Raw genomic sequence first — 24,665 nt, forward strand, 5'->3', positions numbered from 1 at the left:
ATAGCCGGCCAGATGCGCCTGGGGATGCTCGCCGGCGCGATCGCGCGAGTAATAGAACACTGCCCCCGGCGGGGCCTGCCCACCAAAAGGCTTGTCGTCGCGCACATAGACCCAAATTCGGCCGGTGTCGGTCTTGCCCTTGGCCAGGACCGGCACCGTCGTGTCATCGCCGTGCAGTCGCTCGGCGCTTAGCACATGGGCCTCGAGGCGCCGGAACAAGGGCGTGAGCGCGACTGTACAACCACCGACCTGGTCGGCGAGGGTCGACAGGCTGATCGGCACGCCTTCCTTGGCATATCGTTCGGCCTGCCGGTTCAGCGGCTGGTGCTGGCCGAACTTCTCGAACAGCACCATCGCCAACAAGCTGGGGCCGGCCCAACCGCGAGGAATGACGTGGAATGGCGCCGGGGCCTGGCTGATCTTCTCGCAATCACGGCAGCTGAACTTCTCCCGGACGTGCTGGATCACCTTCCAGGATTTCGGGATCACCTCCAGCGTTTCTGTGATGTCCTCACCGAGCTTGGACAACCTCGCTCCGCCGCAGCAGGCGCACGTCACAGGTCCCGGCACGAGCACCCGCTCGCGAGGCAGATGGTCCGGGAACGGTTGGCGCGACGGCCGCTTGCGCGTGAACGAGGCCACCTTCGTCGTCTTGGCCGCGGCCATTTCGGCAGCGAGTTCGTCCTCAGTCGCAGAAGCCTCGAGTTCCTCCAACGTCAGTTCGAGCTGATCCAGCAGCCTTGCGGTACGCTCCGAGCCAGGGCCATGACGATCACGGTTCAGCTTTTGGATCTGCAGCTTCAGGTGAGCGATCAGCGCCTGGTCGTCGGACTGCTGGGCGCGAACGCTGGCAAGTTCGGCCCGCGTGGCCAGTAACGCCCCCTGCAGCGCCTCAATGTCTTCCGGCAGATTTTCGGGACCGTCACCCATGCACCGATGGAATCACAAAAGCCGCGATTTGGCGCGGCCTTTTTGCAATCTCACGCGACTATTGCGCTGCTTACCCTGCGCTCTGCGGCCGCCAACTATGTTGGGGGTTGCGCCAGTCGATCGCCTCCAGCAAATAGCCCATCTGAGCTGCCGTCAGCGACACCACACCGTCCACCGTCGCCGGCCAGATGAAGCGGCCACGGTCCAGCCGCTTGGCGTAGAGCGACAACCCGACCCCGTCGTGCCAAAGCGCCTTGATCAGGGTGCCAGCGCGACCACGGAACACAAAGACGTCTCCGGCAAAAGGATCTCGCCCCAGGCCCTCCTGCACCAGCAACGCCAGACCCTGCATGCCTTTGCGCATGTCAGTATGACCGGTTGCGATCCAGATTCTCGCTCCTGCTGCGATCGGGATCATCGCCGCTCCAGCAGATCCAACACGCGAGACAGCGCCATCATATCAACGCCGGCGTCCACGATCACTCGATAAGCTTTGCCGGAGACAATCTCCATGCGTCCGCTCGCCGTCGCCGCTAACGCTGTCGACGGCACTGGCGGCGAGTCCGGTACCACCATCGCTGGCACAAAGCCGGGCCGAGGCACTTCATCACTACTCGCCCGTGCACCAAACGATCGACGCCAAGTCAGCAACAGCGAACGTGAGATGCCGTATCGCCGTGCCGTCGACGAGACCGCCCGCGGGCTCTGCAAACTCTCCAAAACGATCTTGAGCTTCTCATCATCGGTCCAGCGACGGCGCCGGCCAGTCTCGACAATCTCGAACCGCTCGACCTGAGCACTGCACTTATTGCTGTCCATAAGGGCTGTTACACAGCACTCGTCTTAACCTGACAAGGCGGCCGTCACCGGAGGGAGACGGCTCTGACGACGGCCTCGATTGCTTGTCAACGATAGCCTCGCCGCTTTCGTCGCTCGATTGTTTGACGCCGTATCCTTCCAATCTCTGTTTTTGCGCCGCATCCAGTTGGAGCAGCATTCACAAGATAGTGGTCGACATGGACACATGGACAAGACGTTTCTGGAGCATTTTCCGACCGGAACGAAATCGGTGGGGATTCACAAAGCGGCGCGAGTCAGATTCAAACAGCGTGCTGGCGAAGGAGGTCAGCATGCATGAGCAGGGCGCTTTCGGTTGATCTTCGCCAACCCGTACGATGGTCACACTTTGCGGGACGTCATTGACCGCACCGAGACACTCACCGGCTGTCCGATCGAGCGGGCCTATGTCGACAAGGGATACCGCGGCCACGACGCGCAAAATCCACGTCGCATCTTCATCTCCGGTCAGAAGCGTGGCGTCTTCGGTGTCATCAAGCGCGAGCTACGCCGTCGTTCCGCCATCGAGCCCATCATCGGGCACCTGAAGACCGAAGGTCACCTCGGCCGCTGCTACCTCAAAGGCCGCGCCGGCGACGCAGCCAACGTCATCCTCTCAGCCGTGGGTCACAACTTCCGCCGCGTCCTCGCCTGGCTCAGAGAACTCTTGGACCTGTTCCTGGGATTGCTATGGCGAATGCTCGCCTTGCCAGCCCAGCTCAACCCGGCTTCTTAACGGACGACTTATTAGCTGTTTCCGAATCATCCCGCGTTTCATCTGCGCCGATCCATAGCTTGGCCGTTACGCAACTTGAGTTACGGAGAGGAGGTGAGCCTCCTTGAGATTACCGGCTCTTACGGCTTCAATTGGTCGAAAAATCGCTATGAGAAAGCTACCTTCCTGAATACGAACTCGTGGCAACCCGCTCCAAAAACGCCCATTGTATACGGCAAGCGGAAGGAGCGAACCTCGGAGAATCCCAGCGCCGATATCCTCCCATGCAGCTCTTCAGCCCGTGCGGCCTCGTAAGGGTAGCCGCCAAGCCAGTCGTGCGCGTCATGTGAAAAGTTCATGCCACGATTGGATTTGTAATTTCTCACGTATGAGATCGGGTTCTGGAGGACCAGCAATTTGGCTGACAGGTACGCCGCCATATAGACTTGGCGAACTATCCATTGAATCGATTTGGGTGCCCTCGCATAGAACGCCTTTTCGCTCGTCCAGAAGCGTTCGGACCTGGTGGCCGCATAGATCGCAATGCAGAATAGCCCGCCGCTCTTGACAAGTTCAGAGGCCTTCTCAATCGCGGGCCACATGTCTCCGGTGTGGTGCAGGACTCCCCAAGAGTAGACGATATCAAACTTGCCTTTCATGTCGTTTGGCGCGTCAAAAATAGAAACGACTTCAGCGGTCCATCGCTTATCAGCGGCATGTGCCGTCAGAAGTTTGCTCGTGGCCTCGACCGAGTTCTCGTCGATGTCGATACTCGTCACCGATTTAGCGCCTAGCATCAGCGCCGCAAGCGAATGCAATCCGGAGCCTGAGCCGATGTCGACGAACGTCTGTCCGTCAATGCCGTCCGGAAACAGCTTCTGGATGCCCGCAATTGCTTGATTGATCCGTTCCTTGTCGATTGATTTGGAATAGTCCTTCCAGTTCTCGCCGAACTCGAAATGACTGCTGCGCTCCACCAAACTCATGCCAAGTCTCCGCGACGGATAGCAACCGCCTGCCTCTTCAAAGTGTAATTTTTATTGCGATCAAGCGTTGCAAACGCTCTATCGCTTGGCGACTAGTGCAAGGCTCGTCCTCTGGACGCCCTGTTTGGTTTCCCAAGGCAGCGCGCCAAGCGGCATCACGTTGAGGTTCGGGGCTTCGCTCTGCACACGCTTTGCCGCCAGGAACGGACCGGGGACAATCATTCCCTTCGGATAGATCGGCTTTCCATCGGGGTAGAAGTCATGAAGCAAGATCACACCATTAGGAGCGAGGAGATCAAGTGCAGCCGAGAGCTCCTCATAGACGGCCTTTGCAGAATGATCGCCATCTAGAAAGATGAGATCCATTTTCTGGTTCAGGCCAGCCATCAATTGCAGTGCGGGCTTCACCTCGAAGCGAACCCGATCCTGCAGTCCTAGCCTTCGCAGGCCATCCACTGGTGCGGGCGTTCCAAGCGTGTTGAACGCTCCCTGCTGCGGGTCGTTGACATCCAGAATGTCACCGGTGATCAGCTGGCTGTTGGGCGCACAATGACTTGCCAGCGACTGCGCGATCATCAGAGTCGAGGCGCCTATGTGCGTGCCGATCTCCAGCAGACGATGCGGTTTGAAGAAGGCGATCAGATGGTAGATTGCGCGTCGCTCGCCTGGGCAAACGCCGCCATAGATATCTTCATACGGCATGACCGAGCTGATTTGGGCTAGATCACGCCGCCAAGCCTCCGTGATCGCCTGGTCGTGAAACGCCGCGTCGATCTCCGATCGTGATATTTGAAGCAGTGGCTCTGCGGCGAATTGTTTGATCGGCAGTCGCGCGAGCCGTTGCCGCTCGCGCGCAATCATCGCTCCTCTGAGGATGGAACCGGGAACGATCATTTTAACGGCACGCTTAACTAGTCCAGGCACTGATCAAAGCTCCATCCTACGCGGAATATATTCCTGCCGCCGAAATACATTTCAATAATAAGGAGTGCAGGCTGATTCCGGTGTGCAAGTTGCACTATCTTACCCTATCGTATATTATTTACATAGTTGCGCACACGAAAATGAAACTACTCGATGAAAAGGGCGAATCCGAAACTCATCTTCCTTGTTACTGAGGATTGGTACTTTTGGTCGCATCGGTTGCCTATGGCAAGGGCTGCGCGCGAGGCGGGATTCGAAGTCGGGGTTGCTACTCGCGTCAAGCTGCATGGTGATCGTATTCGATCTGAGGGCTTTTCGCTCTATCCGTTGAGCTGGACGCGAGGTAGTCTATCGGTGCTACAATTCTTCCGAGCGGTTGGAGAGGTTGGTTCGCTTTACCGAAGAGAGAAGCCTGATATTGTACATCACATCGCCCTGAAGTCGGTTGTTATCGGGGGCATTGCGGCGAAGCTGTGGCGGGTGCCGCACGTTGTCAATGCATTGACGGGCCTGGGGCACCTCTTTGCGTCCGACGAATTTAAGAGCAGGGTGCTGCGGTTCCTGGTTGGTCCTTTCTTGAAGCTATCTTTGCAACGTCAGGGCAGTGTGGTGTTGCTTCAAAACAGCGATGATCGGGCCCTCTTGACCCGGCTCGGCTATTGTGATGCTAGCGCCAGTGTCATTCGTGGTTCCGGCATCGACTTGCGTCGCTACCAGCCGTTTCCCCCCGTGGATCGACCTGTCGTGACGGCAGCGTTCGTCGGGCGCATTGTTGAAATCAAGGGCGTTCGGGTACTGATGAGGGCGCACCAGAGGTTGCGGGAAAGGGGCGTTCGGCTGAAGCTGCTGCTCGCAGGCGTTCCCGATGTAGAAAATATCGGCGCGATATCTCGCGACGAAGTCGAGAAGTGGGCTCGAGAACCCGACGTCGAGTGGCTCGGTCACGTCGATGATGTTAGGCAGGTTTGGTCCAGGGCTGACATTGCCGTGTTGCCCTCGATCGGAGGTGAGGGCCTTCCTAAGAGCCTGCTGGAAGCTGCGGCGTGCGGTCGTGCTATCGTTGCGACGGATGTTCCTGGTTCCCGCGAAATCGCCATCGCCGGACGAAATGCCATTGTTGTTCCGCCAAATGATGCAGTGGCACTTTCCGACGCACTCGAACAACTGACTTGCAGCGCGGAACTTCGTTCGAGATTCGGTGTGGAGAGTCGGCGGCTCGTCGAGTCAGATATGGCGGAGGAGCGGGTTGCTGCGGATGTCGTGGCGCTCTATCATTCCCTGATACAGAGTAACGAAGCCCTCGTCGGTGCGCCGGCCTGATGCTCGCGCTTGATGTCTTCCATGTCATCACGGGTCTGCGTACCGGGGGGGCCGAGACGATGCTCGCCAAACTGATCGAGGTCATGGATCGTGAGCGATTCCACCAGACCGTTGTTGTCCTGCAGGATAAGGGTGCGCTCGGAAGCAGAATCGAACAGGCAGGCGCAGAAGTCATTCCGCTGAATATGAAGAGCCCGCTCGATTTGCCCCGAGCGGTCTATCAGTTGAGTTCCATTCTCAAACAACGACGGCCGCATCTCGTCCAAACTTGGCTTTATCATGCGGACTTCGTCGGAACCTTGGCTGCGCGGCTCGCGGGCGTTTCGCCGGTGCTCTGGAATGTTCGCTGCTCGAATATGAATTTTCGCGATTACGCGCCAACGACCCGTCTAATTTGCGCGGCACTGGCTCGATTATCTTCGATTCCTCGCCTTGTGATTAGCAACTCACATTCGGGTCGCGATGTGCATCAGCAACTGGGTTACCGTGCGCGTGAGTGGCGCATTGTGCCCAACGGTTTTGACGTCGAGCGGTTCAGGCCAGCCGCCGATCGCGTGGAAAAATTTCGGGCCGGCTTAGGGGTGGCTCTCCACACGCCGCTGATCGGTTTGCCGGGGCGTCTGGATCCTATGAAAGATCATGATACCTTTCTGGAGGCGGCATCTCTACTCAAGAGGGAGATCGGCGATGTTCGCTTCGTGCTGGCTGGGAAAGGGGTCCATCCTGACAACGCTGAATTTGTCGCGCGCGTTCGCCGTTGGGGACTGACTGATCGCGTTCACCTTCTGGGCGAGCGCGGCGACATGGAGGCCGTGATGGCCGGCCTCGATATTGTCACCCTTTGTTCCGCCTATGGCGAGGGGTTTCCAAACGTTCTGGGGGAGGCGCTGAGCTGCGGTGCTCTGTGTGTCGCGACCGACGTCGGTGATTCTGCGAGAGTGCTCGGCCCGCATGGTCGCATCGTCCCGCCCCGAGAGCCGACGGCGCTAGCCGAAGCGTGGCGAGATTTGCTTGCGCTTGGCCCCGATCAACGGCTGGCGCTAACGACCGCTGGCCGACGCTACGTGGTCGAAAACTATTCGCTGCCTGCGATCGGTCGCATCTACCAAGACATCTATCTGTCCGTGGTTCAAGCCGAACAGATGGCGGCTTAGTGTCGATTGGCTTTAATGTTCCACCGTGCTAGCTGGCTCGACGCAAGCCAGATTACTTGAGTGGTTAGTCTGACTCACCTTGTAGAAAGCATAATCGATGTGCGGCATAGCCGGATTCCTTGACCGCACCATCGGTGCGCAACTGGCCGTACCTCTCGTAAGGAAGATGGCCCAGTCAATCGCTCACCGCGGACCCGATGACGAAGGCGCATGGAATGATGCCGAACCAGGAATAGCCTTGGCGCAACGCCGCCTTGCGATTGTCGATTTGTCACCGGCGGGTCATCAGCCGATGTTTTCGGCCAATGGGCGCTTCGTCATTGTGTTCAATGGCGAGATCTACAACCACACGGCGATTCGTAGCGAACTCGACAAAGAAGCTCCTCGTGCCTGGCGCGGCCACTCCGACACCGAAGTACTGATTGAGGCGATCGGCCAGTGGGGCATAATGGGTGCGCTGAAGCGGTGCGTTGGCATGTTTGCCCTCGCGTTGTGGGATCGGCAAAAGCGTACGCTGACGCTAGCGCGCGACCGTATCGGTGAAAAGCCTCTGTACTACGGGTGGTTTGGCAATTGCTTTGCCTTCGCCTCGGAATTGAAGGCGTTCCGCGTCCTTCCGCGATATAGCCAGGAGATTGATCGAGGCAGCTTGGCGCTCTTGGTTCGTCACGGATATGTGCCGGCGCCCTACACCATTTTCCGAGGAGTCCATAAGGTTCGTCCGGCAGAAATTTTGACTTTTGGTGAGGGGGTGACTCAGGCTCACGTCCAAACATACTGGAGCGGTGCAGCAGCCGCGCAGCAGGGTACCAGATCGCCGTTCACCGGAACACGTAGCGACGCCGTCGACGAGCTCGAGCGTCTTCTTCGTCAGTCGCTAGAAGGTCAGATGATGGCCGATGTTCCGCTAGGAGCATTCCTGTCGGGCGGCATCGACTCTTCTACGATTGTCGCCCTCATGCAGTCTATGAGTTCACAGCCGATCCGCTCATTCACGATCGGTTTCGACGTGAAAGGATATAACGAAGCGGAGCACGCGAAGCAGGTCGCAGTCCATCTTGGCACCAATCACACGGAACTGTATGTGACCGAGCGAGACGCATTGGAAGTCATTCCAAAGCTGCCCACGATCTATTGCGAGCCGTTTTCGGATCCGTCACAGATACCGACCTACTTGGTGTCACGGTTGGCAAGACAGGACGTAACCGTTTCCTTGTCGGGTGATGCCGGGGATGAGCTGTTTTCAGGCTATGTACGCTATGGGTTGACCGAGCGACTATGGGGAAGCTTGTCGATGGTGCCATTTGGTTTGCGCCGAACAGCGCGCACCCTCGCAACGAGGCCCTCGCCAGCGATGTACGACCGCATCGTCGGCCCCTTGCTCAAGGTTGCTCCCAGCAAATGGCGGAACGCGCATGTTGGCGAGAAGATACACAAGGCGGCCGACATTCTTACAATGCGAAACATTGACGAGGTGTATTTGCGGCTTTGCTCACAATGGCCCGAGCCCGCGCAAATCGTCGTCGACGGACGAGAACATCCGACCATGCTCACTGGAATGGAGGCACTTCCCGAATTCGCTGGTCCAGTCGAACGGATGATGTATCTCGACACGATGAGCTATTTGCCTGATGATATCCTCGTTAAAGTCGATCGAGCCGCGATGGCAGTAAGCCTTGAAACGCGTGTTCCCTTGCTAGATCACCGCATCGTCGAATTCGCGCTATCCCTTCCAATCGAAATATCCCGAGCTGACGGAGAGACGAAGTGGCCGTTGCGTCAGGTTCTTTATCGGCATGTTCCAAAGCATTTGATCGAGCGACCAAAGATGGGCTTTGGCGTTCCAATCGCGGTTTGGTTGCGCGGTGCACTCCGTGAATGGGCGGAAGATCTGTTGAGCGAAGATCGCTTGAGACGCGAAGGATATTTTCGCTGTGGTATGGTACGGAAGCTTTGGCAAGAGCATCTTTCCGGCCGAAGAAACCATCAATATTGTTTGTGGAACGTTCTGATGTTTCAGGCTTGGCTGGCCGAAGTGACCAATGCCTAGACCGCGGGGAGGACAGTTCACTCGAGGCCGCAACCGCAACCACGTGTCGGCCACGAAGACGAGGGCAAGCTGGCGGCAGATTTACAGTAAGCACGCTTCCTATAGAGTCCGCTTGCTATAGAGTCCGCTTGGCCGTGCTGTACTGTTTTGCCGGCCGTCGCCAGATGGGAGATTTTTTGTGATCAGATTTGGCCTGCTTGGGTGTGGGCGTATCGCCAAGCGTCATTCCGACCTCCTAGGCGGTCATCACATCCAAGGGGCGAGCCTGGTGGCGGTTTGCGATCCGATTCGCGCGCGGGCCGATGCGATCGCAGGCAAGCTTGGGGTTGCTGCTCACCACGAGATGGATGAGTTTCTGGCGCGCAAGGACATCGACGTGGTTGCGGTATTGACGCCGAGCGGGCTGCATCCCGCGCATGTGATTGCCTGCGCCAAGGCCGGCAAGCATGTCGTGGTCGAGAAGCCGATGGCGCTGCGGCTGCAGGACGCCGACGACATGATCCGGGCCTGCGACCAGGCCGGGGTCAAGATGTTTATCGTCAAGCAGAACCGGTTCAACGTGCCTGTGCTCAAGGCGCGCGAAGCGCTTGAGGCTGGCCGCTTCGGCAAGCTCATCCTGGGGACGGTACGCGTGCGCTGGTGCCGCGATCAGGCGTATTACGACCAGGACAATTGGCGCGGCACCTGGGCCTATGACGGCGGCGTGCTGACCAACCAGGCGAGCCACCATGTCGACATGCTGGAGTGGTTCTTCGGGGATGTCGTCAGCGTCCATGCACGCGCGACCACTGCGTTGGCCAAGATCGAAACCGAAGACACGGCCGTCGCAACGCTGAAGTTCCGTAACGGCGCGCTCGGAATCATCGAAGCGACCACCGCCGCGCGTCCGACCGATCTCGAAGGGTCGCTCTCGATCCTGGGCGAGCGGGGAACGGTCGAAATCTCGGGCTTTGCCGTCAACCAGATTCGGCACTGGCGCTTTGTCGACGAACTGTCGTCGGACAAGGACGTGATCGAGAAGTTCTCTGTCAATCCGCCCAATATCTACGGCTTCGGCCATCAGGCGTACTACCATCACGTGGTCGATTGCCTAGTCAACCAGCGCTCCGCGCTGGTCGATGGACTCGAGGGCCGCAAGAGCCTGGAGCTGATCTCGGCGCTCTACGAATCGATCGAGACCGGCGCCGAGGTCGCGCTGCGCTTCACGCCGGGACTTAGCCGGCTGGGCGTCGTATCGTGAACCGGCCGGAGGTGCATCAGGCGGGCATTCGCGACGTCGAATTCGGCGCGCGCGTCAAGATCGTCGAGCCCTGTAATCTCTACGGCTGCAAGATCGGTGACGACTGCTTTGTCGGGCCGTTCACCGAGATCCAGAAGGGGGTCGTGATCGGGGCGCGTACCCGCGTGCAATCGCATGCCTTCGTGTGCGAGCTGGTCACGATCGGCGAGGACTGCTTCGTCGGGCACGGCGTCATGTTCGTCAACGATACGTTCTCGACCGGAGGTCCGGCGCGCGGGCGCAAGGAATTGTGGCGTGAGACCGTGATCGGCAACCGGGTTTCGATCGGCTCCAACGCCACGATCATGCCGGTCAGGATCGCCGACGATGTCGTGATCGGCGCCGGCTCCGTGGTGACCAAGGACATCACAACGCCAGGCACATACGCCGGCAATCCGGCGCGCCGGCTGCTGGCGAGCCAATAGGGGACGATCGATGCCGGTGCCGTTTGCCGACCTGCTACTGCAGTACAAGACCATCAAAAGCGAGATCGACGACGCGATCGCCGGCGTGATCCGCGACAACGCATTCATCCGCGGTAGCTATGTCGACGCCTTCGAGCGGGAGTTTGCCGCGGCGGCCGAGGTTGCGCATTGCGTGTCCTGCGCCAACGGCACCGACGCGCTCTACCTCGCCATGAAAGCGTTGAAGGTGAAGCCGGGCGACGAGGTGATCACTACCGCGCATTCCTGGATCTCCACCGCGGCGATGATCACCCATTCCGGCGCCAACGTTGTATTTTGCGATACCGATGACGCGACGTTCACGATCGATCCCGCGGCGATCGAGGCAGCCATCACGCCGCGCACGGTCGGCATCATCCCCGTGCATCTCTATGGCCAGCCCGCGGACATGGACGCGATCATGGCGATCGCGCGCAAGCACAAGCTGTGGTTGATCGAGGATTGCGCCCAGGCGCATCTGGCGCGCTACAAGGGCCGCATGGTCGGCACGTTCGGCGAGGCCGCGACCTATTCGTTCTATCCCGGCAAGAATCTGGGCGCGATGGGCGATGCCGGCGCTGTCGTCACCAACGATGCCGCGCTTGCCGAGCACATGACCATGCTGGCGCGCCATGGCGGGCTGGTGAAGCACCAGCATCACATCGAGGGCGTCAACAGCCGCCTCGATGGCATGCAGGCAGCGATCCTGTCGGCCAAGCTGCCGCATCTCGCCGCTTGGACCGAGGCGCGGCAGGGGGCCGCGAAGGTCTATGACACCGGTCTCAACCAGATCGAGGATGTCGTGGTGCCCGAGGTCGCGCCGGAGCGCAGCCACGTCTATCACCTCTACACGATCAGGCATCCGCGCCGCGACGCGCTGGCGGCGCATCTCAACGCCAATGGCGTGCAGACCGCGATCAACTATCCCACGGCGCTGCCCTTTCTGCCGGCTTATGCTCGGTTCGGCCATCGTCCGGAACAGTTCCCGAATGCGCATCGCGACCAGGGACAGATCCTCTCGCTGCCGATGTTCGCCGAGATCACGCGCCGGCAGCAGGATGAAGTGATCGACCTGGTGCGAGGCTTCTGATCGGGAGACCTGGCTTCGCGAGTGGCAGACGGCCTCAGCCGGCCTGCAGCAGCGGTCTCACGAACGTTTCCAGATTGGAGCCTGAAAACAGATAGGCCTTCAGGCCGGCGGCGCGGGCTGCCTCAAGATCTCTCGGCTGATCGCCGACGAGAAAGCTTCGTTCGAGATCGACCGGAAAGCGCTCGAGCAGATCGTTGATCATGCCTGGCGCGGGCTTGCGTCGATGGCTCTGCTGCCTGTACCGCTCCACGTTTCCTTCGGGATGAAACGGGCAATATTCGAACGCGTCGATACGGGCGCCCATCCTGGCAAGCTCATCGGCCATCCACGCGTGGAGCTCATGGATGTGCCCCTCGTCGTACAGGCCCCTTGCGACGCCGGACTGATTGGTCACGACAAAGGCGAAATAGCCCCGGTCGTTGACTGCCTTCACCGCCTCGCGGGCCCCGTCGATCCAAACCAGCTTGCTCGCTTCGAACAGGAAGCCGATGTCCCTGTTCAGCACGCCGTCCCGGTCGAAAAAGACGGCCGGTTTTCGCACCTGATCTGTGGGGGCACTGCTCATAGGGTCATGATCTATTTGCTTGCATGAAAGCGGCAGCCATCTCTAACACCACCTAGCAGCGCGTTGCAATGTGGCTGGACTCTACCGTCTCTGCACTGCAATCGAGCTGGAAGCTTCCGCATTCGAATTGTAGCTGAACGTCTTTCCAAACAGCTGGGCAGGCCGTTCGACAACGCGATAGAGTGCAAGGCAGAAAGCAATGGCCACGGCCGCGGAGACAGCCATCAGCATGATGTCGGACATCGTCTGCAATCGTTCGGCCGTGCCCCGGAACAGGTGGAAAACGAACCCTTTGGCAGGCGTGTGGAACAGATACAGCGAATAGCTGATCAGTCCGAAGAAGCCCAGGATCTTGGAACGCAGGACCGATTTCGTCCGGCCGTCTCCGGGGCGTGTCGCCAGGATCAGAATGAGGCCGTACAGCAGGGCAAGGTAGAAGCGGCCGATATAGTAGAGCACCTGGTGCGCTACCGTTGATCGGAGCGACCATGCGTAGAACGGCGCGATCAACAGCAGCAGCAGGCAGGCCCAGCGGACCGCCTTGATGTGCGCGAAAATGCGGGCCCGGATCGCCTCGTTCCGATAGGCGACGGCGATGGCTCCTCCGATCGCAAGACCGTCGAGCCGCAACGGCGTCATCACATAGGGCGTTAGAGATTGCCGGGATGTGTCCAGAAATAGAAGGCCCGCGCCGAGGCGGAGGCCAGACCGATCGCGAGCAGGATAGCAAGGAGATATCGACGGGGAGCGAACCAGACGAGAGCCGGGATGACGAGGTAGAACTGTTCTTCGATGGCCAGCGACCACGTTCCGGCGATTGCTGCGGGCTCGGTGCCCTGGGTCGATACAAACAGCCAGTTCTGAACGAACGTCAGCAACGCCCATACCGGAATCTGCGAGCCGAAATAGTAGTTCGTGCCGCGGAGCCTCGTCAGCACGTAGAAGATGCTGATCAGGATGAGGTAAGGCGGCAGGATACGGAGCGCGCGACGGATGTTGTGATCGTAGAGAATGCCGACGATGAGGAACCCCGACAAAACGAAGAACAGGTCAACGCCGGATTGACCGAAGATGGAAAGCCGCCAGATCAGATCATTGATCACGCCTTGCGACGGGTCGATCAGCATCACGGAGTGCCAAATCGTCACCAGCAGGATCGCGCAGCCGCGCAATCCGTCGAGTTCGGCTATTCGTTTCTGTGCGGTCATGCCTGCCCGGATCAAGAGGCGCGGAGGTTACTCTGCCGCATTCCCGTAGATCAAGGCGAATGGCGGACAGGGCACGTGTCCCTTGCGCCGAGTTGATCGGCACAGGTCGCCTCATTCTTGCCCTGACGCTCTGCCGCAGACCACCAAGCCTATCGCTCGTCCGCGATCACCTTGCCGTCATTGGGAAGCGAGCCCGCGCCGACCAGCTCGACATTGCCGCCGAGCTTGGTGACGGCACGCAGCGTTGCTGCAACCTCGGTCAGCAAGGCTTCGGGCTGTGAAGTGCATTCGGCCTTCAGCGTCATCGCATCGCTCTCGCCCGCACGCGTGACGACGAGGCGCAGCCGCCTGAGTTCGGGATGCCGCTTGCCGATCTCGGCGATCTGCTCGGGGCGGACGAACATGCCCTTGACCTTGGTGGTCTGGTCGGCGCGCCCCATCCAGCCCTTGATGCGCATATTGGTGCGCCCGCACGGGCTCTTGCCCGGCAGCGCCGCGGTGAGGTCGCCAAGGGCGAGACGAATCCAGGGGTGATGCGGATCGAGCGAGGTGACGACGATCTCGCCGACGTCGCCCGGCGCGACCGGATCGCCGGTGCCGGGCTTGACGATCTCCAGGATCAGATCCTCGTTGATGGTCATGCCCTCGCGCGAGGGGGTCTCGAACGCGATCATGCCGAGATCGGCGGTACCGAAGGCTTGATAGGCGTCGATGCCGCGCGACTTCATTTCCTCCTGCAGCGATTTCGGGAACGCGGCACCGGAGACCAGCGCGCGCGTGATCGAAGACACGTCGCGGCCCGCGGTCGCGGCGGCATCAAGCAGGATCTTCAGGAAGTCCGGTGTGCCGCTATAGCCGACCGGGCGATAGGCCTCGATCAACTCGAATTGTTGCTCGGTGTTGCCGGGACCGGCCGGGATCACCGCGCAGCCGAGCGCCCGCGCCGACGAGTCGAAGATGAAGCCGCCGGGCGTGAGGTGATAGCTGAAGGTGTTCAGCACCACGTCGCCCTCGCGAAACCCTGCCGCAAACAGCGCCCGCGCGCCGCGCCAGGGATCGGCCTGACGGCCTTCCGGCTCGAAGATCGGCCCGGGTGAAGTGAACAGGCGGGCGAACGCGCCGGGCTTGTCGGCCACGAAGCCGCCGAAGGGCGGGGCGGCCTTGTGCAACGCCGGGAGTTCCGATTTGCGCAGCACCGGCAGCCGCGCAAGAGCGTCCCGGCTGGTGATTGACGCGGGATCGCTGCCCCGGAGCAGGTTGGCATAGGCCGGCCCTGCCATCGCCCTGCGCAGGATTTCCGGCAGCCGGGCGAACAGGGCGGCCTCGCGTTCGGCCGGGTCGCTCGTTTCCAGGGCGTCGTAATGGTCGGTCATGGCAGGTCCTTGGGAAGATTCGCGCAGGTTACGTGCCGCCTTGCGCGTGGTATCAGACGGCGACCGCGGGTATCGGGACTGGTGCAGGGAATACGATGAGTGAAGCACAGAGCGTTGCGGCGAACGGGGCTGCCGAGGTCGTCGGAAGATTGAAGCGCCGGATGATCGATCACGCGCTGCCGCTGTGGTCGACCGTGGGCTGGGACGATGCCGCGGGCGGTTTCTTCGACCGGTTGCATCAGGACGGCAGTGCCGACCGCACCGCCCCGCGTCGCCTGTTGGTGCAGGCGCGCCAGATCTATTGCTACGCCAAGGCGGCGCAGATGGGCTGGTACCCGGAGGGCCGCGCGATCGCGCTGAAGGGATTGGACTACATGCTGGCCAAGGCCAAGGCGCCGGATGGCCAGCCGGGCTTTGTCTTCAGTCTCAATCCCGAAGGCGGCGTGGCGAACCCGCTGCGCGACACCTATAGCCATGCCTTTGTGCTGCTCGCGCTGGCAACCTGCTACGGCCTCGACCAGGACGCCCAGATTCGTGCCGAGATCGACGCGCTGCTTTCGTTCCTCGACACGCAGCTGCGCTCGCCGCATGGCGGCTTCAAGGAAGGGCTGTCGTCCTCGATGCCGCGCCGGCAGAATCCGCAGATGCACCTGTTCGAGGCGATGATCGCCTGCTTCGATGCCACCCACGATCTGTCGTTCCAGAACCGCGCCGGCGAGTTCTTCGCGCTGTTCGTCGCCAACCTCTACGACAAGCAGGCGCATGTGCTCGGCGAATATTTCGAGGACGACTGGTCGAAGATCCCGCCGGTCAGCGTCGAGCCCGGCCACCTCGCGGAGTGGGTCTGGCTGCTGAAGGAATTCGAACGCATTACCGGCTGCCCGACGGGGCGGCCGCGCGGCGAATTGCTGGCGTCGGCGCTGCGCTATCGCGACGCCGCCACCGGCTGCCTGGTCGACGAGGGCGATGCCGAGGGCAACATTCGCCGGCACACACGACGGCTGTGGCCGCAGAGCGAGCTCGCAAAAGCGTGGATCGCGCAGGCCGAGTCGGGGGAGGCCGGTGCGGCGGACGAAGCGCGCGCGGCACTCGTGCTGCTCGAACGGCACTATCTCAGCCATCCCGTGGCCGGCGGCTGGTACGACCAGTTCGACCGCGACGGCACATCGCTGGTCGCGACGATTCCAGCGTCGTCGTTTTATCATGTGCTCTGCGCGGTCACCGAAGCCGAGCAGGTGCTCGGCTAGAACCGCCTTCCTGGTTTGACGCATCCTCGTCACGCGAACCGGTCCTCGACTTCGTCCGCAAGCGCTCAGAGCCAGCGCTTGCGCCGCTTGAAGCTCTTCAGGTTCTTGAAGCTCTTGCGCTGGTCGCCGGCGCCGCCGAGGTAGAATTCCTTGACGTCCTCGTTGTCGCGCAACTCGTCGGCGGAGCCATCGAGCACGACCTTGCCCTGTTCCATGATGTAGCCATGGCTCGCGACCGAAAGCGCCGCGCGCGCATTCTGCTCGACGAGCAGGATGGTCACGCCGAGATCGCGGTTGATCTCCTTGATGATCGCGAACACTTCCTTGACGAGCAGCGGCGACAATCCCATCGATGGTTCGTCCATCAGAATCATCTTGGGGCGCGCCATCAGCGCGCGGCCGATCGCGAGCATCTGTTGCTCGCCGCCAGAGAGATAACCGGCAAGTCCGGTGCGCTCCTTCAGCCGCGGGAAATATTTGAAGACCATGTCGATGTCGCTCGCGACCTCGTTGTCGCGGCGGGNNNCCGAGCCGCAAATTTTCCAGCGACGTCATATCGGCGACGATGCGGCGGCCCTCCATCACCTGGAATATGCCGCGCCGCACGATCTTGTCCGGATCGATGCCGTTGATGCGCTGACCCTCGAACAGGATCTCGCCACGGGTGACCTCGCCATCCTCGGTCTTCAACAGGCCGGAGATCGCCTTCAGCGTGGTCGACTTGCCGGCGCCGTTGGCGCCGAGCAACGCCACGATCGCGCCCTTCGGCACTTCGAGGCTCAATCCGCGCAGCACCAGGATGACGTCGTCATAGACGACCTCGATATTGTTCACGCTGAGCAGCGGTGGCGGCGGAACGGCAGCCGGCGCGGCGCGGGCGGCTGTTGCGGTTTCAGTCATGTTTCGATCACCTTCGACTGTCGTCACCCGCGTTTCGTGCGCAACAGCGCACTCGAGCGGGTGACCCAGTATTCCAGGGGCGCCAGCGATCAAATGAGAGGGCGCAGCGTACTCGATCCCCCGCTTTCGCGGGGGATGACGGCTTATGTTGAGGCTGCACTGGTGGCAGCCTCACGATCTCACCATCCAAACCATTCCGGCTTGCGCGGCAGTTCGACGGTCTTCACTTTCTCGAGCTTGATCGTGCCCTTGGCCATCAGGTCGTTGATGTCGCCATCGGTCGCGCCCGAGACCTTCGAGCGATAGAGATCGACCGTCGTCGTCGGGCGATGATCCTTCTCGGTCCAGGTCGAGGGATTGCAGACGCCCTCCATGCCCGCCGGTACCCAGTCCTTCTTCTGGTAGAAGCCCTTGGCAACGTTTTCACCGGTGGTCCCGCCGTTCTTCGCGGCCCAGTCGAGCGCCTCTTTCAGGTAGAGAGCGCTGCATATCGCCGCGATGTAGTGCACCGGGCGATAGACCTTGCCGGACGGGTCGGACATCTTTGAGATTTCCATCACCGTCTTCATGCCGGGCGCGTTGCCGCCCCAGCTGACCGCGGTGCGCAGCGGGAAGATCACGCCGTCGGCGGCATCACCCGCGGTCTTGGCGGCATTCTCGTCCATGCCCCAGACGTTGCCGAGGAACTGGACGTCGACGCCGGCGGTCTTGCAGGCCTTCAGCACGGAGATGTTGGACGCTGCCGTATTGCCGAGATAGGCGTAGTTGGCGCCGGAGCTCTTCAGGCTCAGACACTGCGCCGAGTAGTCGCCGGGCGTGAGCGCGAAGACGAGCGGCGGCAGCACCTCGAAGCCGAGCTCGGTCGCAAGCGCTTCGCCGGCGGCCTTGGGCGCGTTCGGATAGGGATGGTTGGCGCCCATGTGGACGAATTTCGGCTTGCCGGGCTTGCCCTTGGCCTTCCAGTCTTCGGCGGCCCAGGTCAGCATCGCGCGCATCGAGTCCGAATAGCTCGGACCGTAGAAGAAATTATACGGCGCGGGCTTGGCCTTGCCGCTGGTGCCCTCAGGGTCCGTCAGCGCGGCGGCATAGGAGCCGGAGATGTCGGGAATCTTGTCCTGCGCCAGGAAGCCGGTGAGCGCCTCGGTGTCCGCCGTGCCCCAGCCCATGATCGCCGCGACCTTGCCGTCCGGCGCTGACCATTTCTTGTAGAGCGCGATCGCGCGCGGCACCTGGTAGCCGTAGTCGTTGCTGTCGACGTTGAGCTGCTTGCCGCCGACGCCGCCGTTCTTGTTGACCCAGGCGAAGGTGTCGGCGACGCCCTGCCCATAGGGCGTGCCGACGTCGGACGTGCCGCCCGAGAGGTCCTGCAGATGGCCGATCGCGATCTGGGCCTGTGCGGTGGCGGCGGCGCTGCCGATCAGCAGCGCGAGAGAAACCGAGCTCAAAAGGGATCTAATCGTCATTTTTCGCTTCCTCCTGTTATTCATTGAACCGATCTTGAGAGCAATGTCCGTTCCTGCCTCAGTGCGAGAACGGATAGAGTTTCCAGTAGGTCTTGATCTGCCGCCAGCGATGCGCGAGCCCGTCGGGCTCGAACATCAGGAAGCCGATGATGATCAGGCCGATCGCGATCTCGCGCAGGAAGGTGATGTTGTTGTTGAGCTGCAGCGCCTTGTCTATGGCGCCGCCCTTCAGCCAGGCGCTCAGCCATTCCATCGATTCCGGCAGCAGCAGCACGAAGGCCGTGCCCATCAGCGTGCCCATCACCGAGCCGGTGCCGCCGATGATGACCATGGCGAGGAACAGCACCGAGCGCTCGATGCCGAAACCCTCCTGCGAGACCACGAGCTGGTAATGCGCGTAGAGCGCGCCCGCGATGCCGGCAAAGAAGGCGGCTAGCCCGAACGACAGCGTGCGGTACTTGGTGAGGTTGATGCCCATGATCTCGGCGGAGAGATAGTGGTCGCGGATCGCGATCAGCGCGCGGCCGTCGCGCGTGCGCATCAGATTGGTGACGAGGAGGTAGCTGACCACGACATAGGCGAGCACGACATAGAAATACTGCCGGTCGCCGCGCAGCGTGTAGCCGAAGATCGAGAACGGGTTGGCGCTTGCCGGCACCGAGCCGCCCGAAAACCATTCCGCGCGCGAGAAGAAATCGAGCAGGATGTACTGCGCGGCGAGCGTTGCGATGACGAGATAGAGCCCCTTCAGCCGCGCCGCCGGCACACCGAAGATCAGGCCGACCAGCGCCGTGATTACGCCGGCGAGGGGGATGGCGAAGAACACCGGGATCGGCGCATTGTTGGAGATATAGGCCGAAGTGAAGGCGCCGAGCAGGAAGAACGCGGCGTGCCCGATCGAGATCTGGCCGGTGAAGCCGACCAGGATGTTGAGGCCGAGGGCGGCGATCGCGAAGATGCCGATCTGGATTGCGATGGAGAGCCAGTAGTTGGTCAGCACCATCGGGACGAAGCAAGCCAGCACGATACCGGCGATCGCGAAGTTGCGGCTGGTTGCGGTCGGGAAGATCGTGGTGTCGGCCGCATAGCTGGTGCGGAAGTCGCCCGATGGAATGAGGGTGCGCGTTGCCATGGATCAGATCCGCTCGATGTCCTTGGTGCCGAACAGGCCATAGGGCTTGATCATCAGGATGATGATCAGGACGTAGAACGGTGCGATTTCGTAGAGATTGCCCCAGTGCAGATACTCGCTGTCGACATATTGTGCGACGTTCTCCAGCAGCCCGATGATGATGCCGCCCAGCACGGCGCCGCCGACGGAGTCAAGGCCGCCCAGGATCGCGGCCGGAAACACCTTGATGCCGTAGGCGGAGAGGCCGGATGACACGCCGTTGACCACCGCCACCACGACGCCGGCGACCGCCGAGACCGTGGCCGAGATCGCCCATGCCATGGCGAACACGCTCTTGACGGAAATGCCGAGCGATTGCGCGACCTGCTGGTTGAACGCGGTGGCGCGCATCGCAAGGCCGTATTTCGAGGCGCGGAAGAACCAGGCCATGCCGACCATCATCGCGAGCGATACCACGAGGCTCATGACATAGACGGTCTGGATCTGCAGTCCGAACAGGCTGACAGACTGGCTCTCGAATACGCGCGGGAACGGCTGCGGGTTGACGCCGAAGATCCACTTCAGAGCGGCCTGGAACACCGTCGACAGGCCGATCGTCACCATGATGACGGAGATGATCGGCTCGCCGATCATCGGACGCAGGATCACCACCTGGATCGCGATGCCGAAGACGAACATGAACACCAGCGTGATGGGCATGCCGATCCAGAACGGCAGCTGGTATTTGGTCAGCAGGGCCCAGCACACCCAGGCGCCGACCAGCAGCAGTTCGCCCTGCGCGAAGTTCACGACCTGCGTCGCCTTGTAGATCAGCACAAACGACATCGCGACCACGCCATAGAGCGTACCGACCACGAGGCCGTTGACGACGAGCTGGATTAGGAACTGGGTGTTCATGGGGTGCGGTCGCTCCGAACGGCGGCTGCACCCTCTCCCCTTGTGGGAGAGGGTGGCTTCGCCACCGGGTCGGCGCGAAGCGCCGCCCGATGATAAACTCCGCGAAGCCGGGTGAGGGGTTGTTTCCGCATCGAGATCGTGGAGAGAGGACCCCTCATCCAAGCGAGCTCTCGTCGATCGTCGGAGCTGCCCTCTCCCACAAGTGGAGAGGGCGCAGTAATGCGCAGCGAGCTCTGTTCTAGCGGTGCCCTCATTCCACCGCCTCCGCGGTCGCGGCGCGGCCGAGATCGACCACCTGCAACGTAGTCCGCACTCGCTGTGTCGTGCCGTCCTGGAAGCGGATCACGGTGTCGACGGGGATGCTCGCTTTGCCGCAATAGATCGCCTCGATGATGTCGGCGTATTTCTCGTTGATGACGCCGCGGCGGACCTTTCTCGTGCGGGTCAGCTCGCCGTCGTCGGCGTCGAGCTCCTTGTAGAGCAGCAGGAAGCGCGAGATGCGTTGCGCCGGCGGCAGCGTGGTGTTGACGGTCTCGACTTCCTTCCGAAGCAGCGCATAGACCTCGGGGCGCGAGGACAGGTCGGTGTAAGTCGTGAACGAGATCCGGTTCTTCTCCGCCCATTTCGAGATGATCGAGTAGCGGATGCAGATCATCGCGGCGAGTGCATCGCGGCCTGAGCCGAGCACGACGGCTTCAGCGACATAGGGCGAGAACTTCAGCTTGTTCTCGATATATTGCGGCGAGAAGCGTTCGCCCCGCGAGGTCTCGGCGAGATCCTTGATGCGGTCGATCACGACGAGCTGCTTGTGGCCGTTGTAGTAGCCGGCGTCGCCAGAGTACATCCAGCCATCCTTGATGTCGGCCACCGACGCTTCGGGATTCTTGTAGTAGCCGAGGAACATGTTGGGATGGCGCACCACGATCTCGCCGACGCCGTTGACGTCGGGGTTGTCGATCCGGATCTCGACATCGTCGGCCATCGGGATGCCGGTCGTATCGGGATCGATCTTGTGCTCGGGGTGCAGCGTGTAGGCGCCGAGCAGCTCGGTCTGGCCGTAGAGCGTGCGCAGCGGCACGCCCATCGCCCGGAAGAATTTGAAGGTATCAGGCCCGAGCGCAGCACCTCCGGTCGCCGCCGAGCGCAGCCGTGTGAACCCGAGCCGGTCGCGCAGCGCACGGAACAAGACCTTGTCGGCGAACATCGAATGCTTGCCTTCGGCGAGCGCCGCAAGCCCGGTCTTCATTCCGAGGTCATAGAGCTTCTGCTTGAGCGGGGAGGCGTCCATCACGCCGGCGCGGACGTCGGCGGCGATCGATTCCCACACGCGCGGCGCGAACAGCACGAAGGTCGGCGCGATCTCGCGGAAATCGTTCATCATGGTGTCGGGCTCTTCGACGAAGTTGACCTTCATCCGGCAGAGCAGTCCTTTGCCGAGGGCGTAGACCTGTTCCATGATCCAGGGCAGCGGCAGCACCGACACATATTCGTCGTCCGGCCCCTTGGGGTCGAAGGCGAGATAGGTCGCGCAGTGCCGCAGCACGCGGCCAGCCGCAAGCATCGCAAGCTTCGGGTTGGCGGTGGTGCCCGAGGTCGTACAGAGGATCGCGACGTCTTCGCCCTTCGTGGCGTCGACCAGCTTGTCGTAGAGCCCGGGCTCGCGCGCTGCACGCTCGCGCCCCATCGCGACGAGCTTGTCCGCCTCCATCAGGCGCGGGTCGTCGTATTTCCGCATGCCGCGCGGATCGGAATAGACGATGTGCTTGAGATGGGGGACGCGGTCGGCGAGGCCGAGCAGCTTGTCGATCTGCTCCTCGTCCTCGGCGAAGACGAGTCTGGCCTCACCGTAATTCAGGAGATAGGCGGCCTCCTCATCCAGGACGTCGCGATAGAGACCAAGGCTCATCGCGCCGATCGCATGGCTGGCGATCTCGGCGGCAACCCAGTCCGGTCGGTTGTCGCCGATGATGCCGATCACGTCGCCGCGGCCGATGCCGAGCGCGACCATGCCGAGGGCGAAGTCATGGGTCCGCGTCTGGTAGTCGTTCCAAGTGAATTCGCGCCACAGCCCGAAATCCTTTTCGCGGAGCGCAATCTCGTTGCCATGCTCCCTGGCGTTGAGGCGCAGCATCTTGGGAAAGGTGTTGGCCTGTGCGGCGCGTCCGGCATAGTCCATCATGCGGCGCTCTCCCGCACCGCCGGCTTGTCGTCGGGATCGACCAGCACCTCGTCCTCTTCGCCGAGATAGGCGCGCTTGACGTGGGGATCGGCGAGCACGGTCGCCGGATCGCCCTCGGCGATCTTGCGGCCGAAATCCAGCACCATCACGCGGTGGGAGATGTCCATCACGACGCCCATGTCGTGCTCGATCATCATCACCGTCATGCCGAACTCTTCGTTGAGATCGACGATGTAGCGCGCCATGTCTTCCTTCTCTTCGAAGTTCATGCCGGCCATCGGTTCGTCGAGCAGGATCAGCTGCGGCTCCAGCGCCATCGCGCGGGCAAGCTCCACGCGCTTGCGCAGGCCGTAGGACAGGGTGCCGGCAGTCGCCTTGCGCACCGATTGCAGGTCGAGGAAGTCGATGATCTCCTCGACCTTGCGGCGATGCTTGAGCTCCTCGCGGCGCGCGCCGGTCAGCCAGTACAGCGATCCCGTGATGAAATTGTTCTTCAGGAGGTGGTGGCGGCCGACCATGATGTTGTCGAGCACGCTCATGTGGTGGAATAGCGCGAGATTCTGGAAGGTGCGGCCGATGCCGAGCGCAGGACGCGCATTCGGATTGAGGCCGGTGATGTCGCGGCCGCGATAGAACAGCTGGCCTTCGGTCGGCTTGTAGCGGCCGGAGATGCAGTTGACGATCGAGGTCTTGCCGGCGCCGTTCGGGCCGATGATGGAGAACAGCTCGCCCTCGTTGACGCCGAAGCTTACTTCGGTCAGCGCGCGGACGCCGCCAAAGCGCAACGAGACCTCGCGCACCTCCAGACTGTAGGCCACCCTGTTCCCTCCAGATACGGCGCTTGGCGCGCTCTTATCTCTCGCTCGAAAGCACAATCGATCTTACATGGGCCGCTGTGGGGAGACCATCCGGCTCATGATGCCGGGCGTTCGGGAGCTTCGCTCCTCTCGATCACCCGCGTCATGTGCGGTAACGCCGCACCCACCTGACCCAGCCTCGCGCCAACCTCCGCGGCGATCCACTCGATTGGGCGCGCGGCGTTACGCGAGGTGGCTCTCAATACGGGAAAGCGATAGGTTGGATTGTCATGTGCCCGACATTTGGCCAGGAAATTTTCGTTGGCATTCCTCGCCTTCGGACTTTCAGCCGAACCGATGTTGTTGCGGTGCAATAAGCCTGGGGTGGGACGCCGTCGCTCGAATGATTGCTGCTGATTACCTGAGGCGCATCGCGGCCTGGTCGCGCGAATTGACCGAGCAGGAAATCGACGTCGCCCGCGCCGGCATCGCCGAGAAATCCTATCGCGCCAACGAATTCATCTTCATGCGCGGCGATAACTTCCAGTACTGGACCGGCATCGTCAGCGGGCTGGCCCGCATGGGCATCGTGTCCCGCCGCGGCAAGGCGGCGAGCTTCGCCGGCCTCACTGCCGGCGCCTGGTTCGGCGAAGGCACCGTGCTCAAGAACGAGCTGCGGCGCTACGACGTGGTCGCGTTGCGCGATACGCGCCTGGCGATGATGGATCGCCGGACCTTCGTCTGGCTGTTCGAGAACAGCGTCGGCTTCAACCGCTTCCTGGTTGGGCAGCTCAACGAGCGGCTCGGCCAGTTCATCGCGCTGCTGGAATACGGCCGCACGCTGGACGCGACGGAGCGGCTTGCCCGCTCGATTGCTTCGCTGTTCAATCCGATCCTCTATCCCGAACTCACGCTGCATCTGGAAATCACCCAGGAGGAGATCGGCGCACTGTCCGGAATCTCCCGGCAGAACGCCAATCAGTGCCTGAAGCGGCTGGAACGGGAAGGGTTGCTCCGGCTCGAATATGGCGGGGTGACCATCATCGACCTGGAGCGGCTGCGCCACTATGGTGAATGAGAATGAGTGGGGGTGGGCGGATCATCCGTAGTGCTCCTAAATGGCTGATTTCAAAAGATTATGGCATTAGACTTGGTTCGGGTCGGATGCTACAGACC

The 24,665-nt window shown here is 61.5% G+C and carries 23 protein-coding genes and 2 pseudogenes; 9 read left to right on the plus strand and 16 right to left on the minus strand.

Annotated elements, in window-relative coordinates:
- From tnpC to tnpA, 3 genes are all read right to left on the minus strand, one after another.
- Window positions 1-930: IS66 family transposase (tnpC, locus tag AS156_RS06535; protein ID WP_136626056.1), on the minus strand; the 930-nt coding region annotated here is incomplete at its 3' end.
- A 70-nt stretch (window positions 931-1,000) separates the two neighbouring features.
- Window positions 1,001-1,348 carry an IS66 family insertion sequence element accessory protein TnpB gene (gene tnpB / locus AS156_RS06540; protein WP_038388978.1) on the minus strand — a complete coding sequence of 116 codons (348 nt, stop codon included), beginning with the start codon at window positions 1,346-1,348 and terminating at the stop codon, window positions 1,001-1,003.
- Window positions 1,345-1,749, minus strand: coding sequence for an IS66-like element accessory protein TnpA (gene tnpA, locus AS156_RS06545; protein WP_066501573.1), 405 nt, complete (start codon window positions 1,747-1,749; stop codon window positions 1,345-1,347). Before tnpA ends, tnpB begins: the two co-directional genes overlap by 4 nt.
- A gap of 346 nt (window positions 1,750-2,095) precedes the next feature.
- Between tnpA and AS156_RS06550 the strand changes: the two are divergent.
- Window positions 2,096-2,503, plus strand: a pseudogene (locus AS156_RS06550) (transposase); the annotation flags it as partial.
- Window positions 2,504-2,649: 146 nt separating this feature from the next.
- Here the strand turns inward: AS156_RS06550 and AS156_RS06555 are convergent.
- Together AS156_RS06555 and AS156_RS06560 are read right to left on the minus strand one after the other, a co-directional pair.
- Window positions 2,650-3,468 (minus strand): class I SAM-dependent methyltransferase, encoded by an 819-nt coding sequence (locus AS156_RS06555; protein WP_066501577.1) that lies wholly within the window; start codon window positions 3,466-3,468, stop codon window positions 2,650-2,652.
- A 78-nt stretch (window positions 3,469-3,546) separates the two neighbouring features.
- Window positions 3,547-4,362, minus strand: a complete 816-nt coding sequence (locus tag AS156_RS06560) for an O-methyltransferase (RefSeq protein WP_082747364.1) — start codon at window positions 4,360-4,362, stop codon at window positions 3,547-3,549.
- Window positions 4,363-4,545: 183 nt separating this feature from the next.
- Here AS156_RS06560 and AS156_RS06565 point away from each other — a divergent pair, with 183 nt between their 5' ends.
- From AS156_RS06565 to AS156_RS06590, 6 genes are all read left to right on the plus strand, one after another.
- Window positions 4,546-5,712, plus strand: coding sequence for a glycosyltransferase family 4 protein (locus tag AS156_RS06565; RefSeq protein ID WP_066501581.1), 1,167 nt, complete (start codon window positions 4,546-4,548; stop codon window positions 5,710-5,712).
- Entirely contained in the window at window positions 5,712-6,866 is a 1,155-nt protein-coding gene (locus tag AS156_RS06570) for a glycosyltransferase family 4 protein (protein ID WP_066501584.1), read from the plus strand. Before AS156_RS06565 ends, AS156_RS06570 begins: the two co-directional genes overlap by 1 nt.
- A 97-nt stretch (window positions 6,867-6,963) precedes the next feature.
- Window positions 6,964-8,916, plus strand: coding sequence for an asparagine synthase (glutamine-hydrolyzing) (gene asnB / locus AS156_RS06575; protein WP_066501587.1), 1,953 nt, complete (start codon window positions 6,964-6,966; stop codon window positions 8,914-8,916).
- A gap of 178 nt (window positions 8,917-9,094) precedes the next feature.
- Entirely contained in the window at window positions 9,095-10,156 is a 1,062-nt protein-coding gene (locus AS156_RS06580; protein ID WP_066501594.1) for a Gfo/Idh/MocA family protein, read from the plus strand.
- Complete coding sequence (locus AS156_RS06585) at window positions 10,153-10,620, plus strand: acyltransferase (protein ID WP_066501597.1); 468 nt, start codon at window positions 10,153-10,155, stop codon at window positions 10,618-10,620. The genes AS156_RS06580 and AS156_RS06585 overlap by 4 nt, the downstream gene beginning before the upstream one ends.
- Before the next feature lie 10 nt (window positions 10,621-10,630).
- Window positions 10,631-11,728, plus strand: a complete 1,098-nt coding sequence (locus AS156_RS06590; RefSeq protein WP_066501599.1) for a DegT/DnrJ/EryC1/StrS family aminotransferase — start codon at window positions 10,631-10,633, stop codon at window positions 11,726-11,728.
- Window positions 11,729-11,762: 34 nt separating this feature from the next.
- On the opposite strand, the gene AS156_RS06595 is transcribed toward AS156_RS06590, so the two are convergent.
- The 4 genes from AS156_RS06595 to AS156_RS06610 form a co-directional block, all read right to left on the minus strand.
- On the minus strand, window positions 11,763-12,293 hold the full coding sequence (locus tag AS156_RS06595) for a D-glycero-alpha-D-manno-heptose-1,7-bisphosphate 7-phosphatase (protein ID WP_066501600.1): 531 nt from the start codon (window positions 12,291-12,293) through the stop codon (window positions 11,763-11,765).
- An 81-nt stretch (window positions 12,294-12,374) separates the two neighbouring features.
- Window positions 12,375-12,923 carry an acyltransferase family protein gene (locus AS156_RS06600; RefSeq protein WP_136626057.1) on the minus strand — a complete coding sequence of 183 codons (549 nt, stop codon included), beginning with the start codon at window positions 12,921-12,923 and terminating at the stop codon, window positions 12,375-12,377.
- Window positions 12,924-12,943: 20 nt separating this feature from the next.
- A complete protein-coding gene (locus tag AS156_RS06605; protein WP_136626058.1) occupies window positions 12,944-13,501 on the minus strand; it encodes an acyltransferase family protein in 558 nt (185 codons plus the stop codon).
- A 149-nt stretch (window positions 13,502-13,650) separates the two neighbouring features.
- The gene (locus tag AS156_RS06610) at window positions 13,651-14,874 is read right to left on the minus strand and encodes a phenylacetate--CoA ligase family protein (RefSeq protein ID WP_066501604.1); all 1,224 of its coding nucleotides are present in this window, start codon (window positions 14,872-14,874) and stop codon (window positions 13,651-13,653) included.
- Window positions 14,875-14,969: 95 nt separating this feature from the next.
- On the opposite strand from AS156_RS06610, the gene AS156_RS06615 reads away from it, so the two are divergent.
- Entirely contained in the window at window positions 14,970-16,121 is a 1,152-nt protein-coding gene (locus tag AS156_RS06615) for an AGE family epimerase/isomerase (RefSeq protein ID WP_066501605.1), read from the plus strand.
- Window positions 16,122-16,186: 65 nt separating this feature from the next.
- Here the strand turns inward: AS156_RS06615 and AS156_RS43995 are convergent.
- The 7 genes and pseudogenes from AS156_RS43995 to AS156_RS06645 form a co-directional block, all read right to left on the minus strand.
- On the minus strand, window positions 16,187-16,644 hold a 458-nt coding region (locus AS156_RS43995), incomplete at its 5' end, for an ABC transporter ATP-binding protein (protein WP_245312571.1).
- A gap of 3 nt (window positions 16,645-16,647) precedes the next feature.
- Window positions 16,648-17,021 (minus strand): annotated as a pseudogene (locus AS156_RS44000) (ATP-binding cassette domain-containing protein); the annotation flags it as partial.
- A 179-nt stretch (window positions 17,022-17,200) separates the two neighbouring features.
- Complete coding sequence (locus tag AS156_RS06625; protein WP_066501607.1) at window positions 17,201-18,484, minus strand: ABC transporter substrate-binding protein; 1,284 nt, start codon at window positions 18,482-18,484, stop codon at window positions 17,201-17,203.
- A 58-nt stretch (window positions 18,485-18,542) separates the two neighbouring features.
- Window positions 18,543-19,616: a branched-chain amino acid ABC transporter permease gene (locus AS156_RS06630; protein ID WP_066501609.1), complete on the minus strand. Its 1,074-nt coding sequence runs from the start codon at window positions 19,614-19,616 to the stop codon at window positions 18,543-18,545.
- A 3-nt stretch (window positions 19,617-19,619) separates the two neighbouring features.
- A complete protein-coding gene (locus AS156_RS06635; protein WP_066501611.1) occupies window positions 19,620-20,513 on the minus strand; it encodes a branched-chain amino acid ABC transporter permease in 894 nt (297 codons plus the stop codon).
- 250 nt (window positions 20,514-20,763) lie between these two features.
- Window positions 20,764-22,692 carry a long-chain fatty acid--CoA ligase gene (locus AS156_RS06640; protein WP_066501616.1) on the minus strand — a complete coding sequence of 643 codons (1,929 nt, stop codon included), beginning with the start codon at window positions 22,690-22,692 and terminating at the stop codon, window positions 20,764-20,766.
- Window positions 22,689-23,510: an ABC transporter ATP-binding protein gene (locus AS156_RS06645; RefSeq protein WP_066501618.1), complete on the minus strand. Its 822-nt coding sequence runs from the start codon at window positions 23,508-23,510 to the stop codon at window positions 22,689-22,691. The genes AS156_RS06640 and AS156_RS06645 overlap by 4 nt, the downstream gene beginning before the upstream one ends.
- 382 nt (window positions 23,511-23,892) lie before the next feature.
- Between AS156_RS06645 and AS156_RS06650 the strand changes: the two genes are divergently transcribed.
- A complete protein-coding gene (locus AS156_RS06650; protein ID WP_066501619.1) occupies window positions 23,893-24,567 on the plus strand; it encodes a Crp/Fnr family transcriptional regulator in 675 nt (224 codons plus the stop codon).
- Window positions 24,568-24,665 lie beyond the last annotated feature (98 nt).

This window comes from Bradyrhizobium macuxiense (assembly GCF_001542415.1).
Classification (GTDB): domain Bacteria; phylum Pseudomonadota; class Alphaproteobacteria; order Rhizobiales; family Xanthobacteraceae; genus Bradyrhizobium; species Bradyrhizobium macuxiense.

What these genes read in the sequence shown, in the direction of transcription:
- AS156_RS06650 (WP_066501619.1), top strand. Translation starts at nt 23,893, where the DNA reads ATGATTGCTGCTGATTACCTGAGGCGCATCGCGGCCTGGTCGCGCGAA.
- AS156_RS06555 (WP_066501577.1), bottom strand. Translation starts at nt 3,468, where the DNA reads ATGAGTTTGGTGGAGCGCAGCAGTCATTTCGAGTTCGGCGAGAACTGG.
- asnB (WP_066501587.1), top strand. Translation starts at nt 6,964, where the DNA reads ATGTGCGGCATAGCCGGATTCCTTGACCGCACCATCGGTGCGCAACTG.
- AS156_RS06570 (WP_066501584.1), top strand. Translation starts at nt 5,712, where the DNA reads ATGCTCGCGCTTGATGTCTTCCATGTCATCACGGGTCTGCGTACCGGG.
- AS156_RS06565 (WP_066501581.1), top strand. Translation starts at nt 4,546, where the DNA reads ATGAAAAGGGCGAATCCGAAACTCATCTTCCTTGTTACTGAGGATTGG.
- AS156_RS06610 (WP_066501604.1), bottom strand. Translation starts at nt 14,874, where the DNA reads ATGACCGACCATTACGACGCCCTGGAAACGAGCGACCCGGCCGAACGC.
- tnpB (WP_038388978.1), bottom strand. Translation starts at nt 1,348, where the DNA reads ATGATCCCGATCGCAGCAGGAGCGAGAATCTGGATCGCAACCGGTCAT.
- AS156_RS06640 (WP_066501616.1), bottom strand. Translation starts at nt 22,692, where the DNA reads ATGATGGACTATGCCGGACGCGCCGCACAGGCCAACACCTTTCCCAAG.
- AS156_RS06630 (WP_066501609.1), bottom strand. Translation starts at nt 19,616, where the DNA reads ATGGCAACGCGCACCCTCATTCCATCGGGCGACTTCCGCACCAGCTAT.
- AS156_RS06560 (WP_082747364.1), bottom strand. Translation starts at nt 4,362, where the DNA reads ATGATCGTTCCCGGTTCCATCCTCAGAGGAGCGATGATTGCGCGCGAG.
- AS156_RS06615 (WP_066501605.1), top strand. Translation starts at nt 14,970, where the DNA reads ATGAGTGAAGCACAGAGCGTTGCGGCGAACGGGGCTGCCGAGGTCGTC.
- AS156_RS06590 (WP_066501599.1), top strand. Translation starts at nt 10,631, where the DNA reads ATGCCGGTGCCGTTTGCCGACCTGCTACTGCAGTACAAGACCATCAAA.
- tnpA (WP_066501573.1), bottom strand. Translation starts at nt 1,749, where the DNA reads ATGGACAGCAATAAGTGCAGTGCTCAGGTCGAGCGGTTCGAGATTGTC.
- AS156_RS06595 (WP_066501600.1), bottom strand. Translation starts at nt 12,293, where the DNA reads ATGAGCAGTGCCCCCACAGATCAGGTGCGAAAACCGGCCGTCTTTTTC.
- AS156_RS06605 (WP_136626058.1), bottom strand. Translation starts at nt 13,501, where the DNA reads ATGACCGCACAGAAACGAATAGCCGAACTCGACGGATTGCGCGGCTGC.
- AS156_RS06635 (WP_066501611.1), bottom strand. Translation starts at nt 20,513, where the DNA reads ATGAACACCCAGTTCCTAATCCAGCTCGTCGTCAACGGCCTCGTGGTC.
- AS156_RS06625 (WP_066501607.1), bottom strand. Translation starts at nt 18,484, where the DNA reads ATGACGATTAGATCCCTTTTGAGCTCGGTTTCTCTCGCGCTGCTGATC.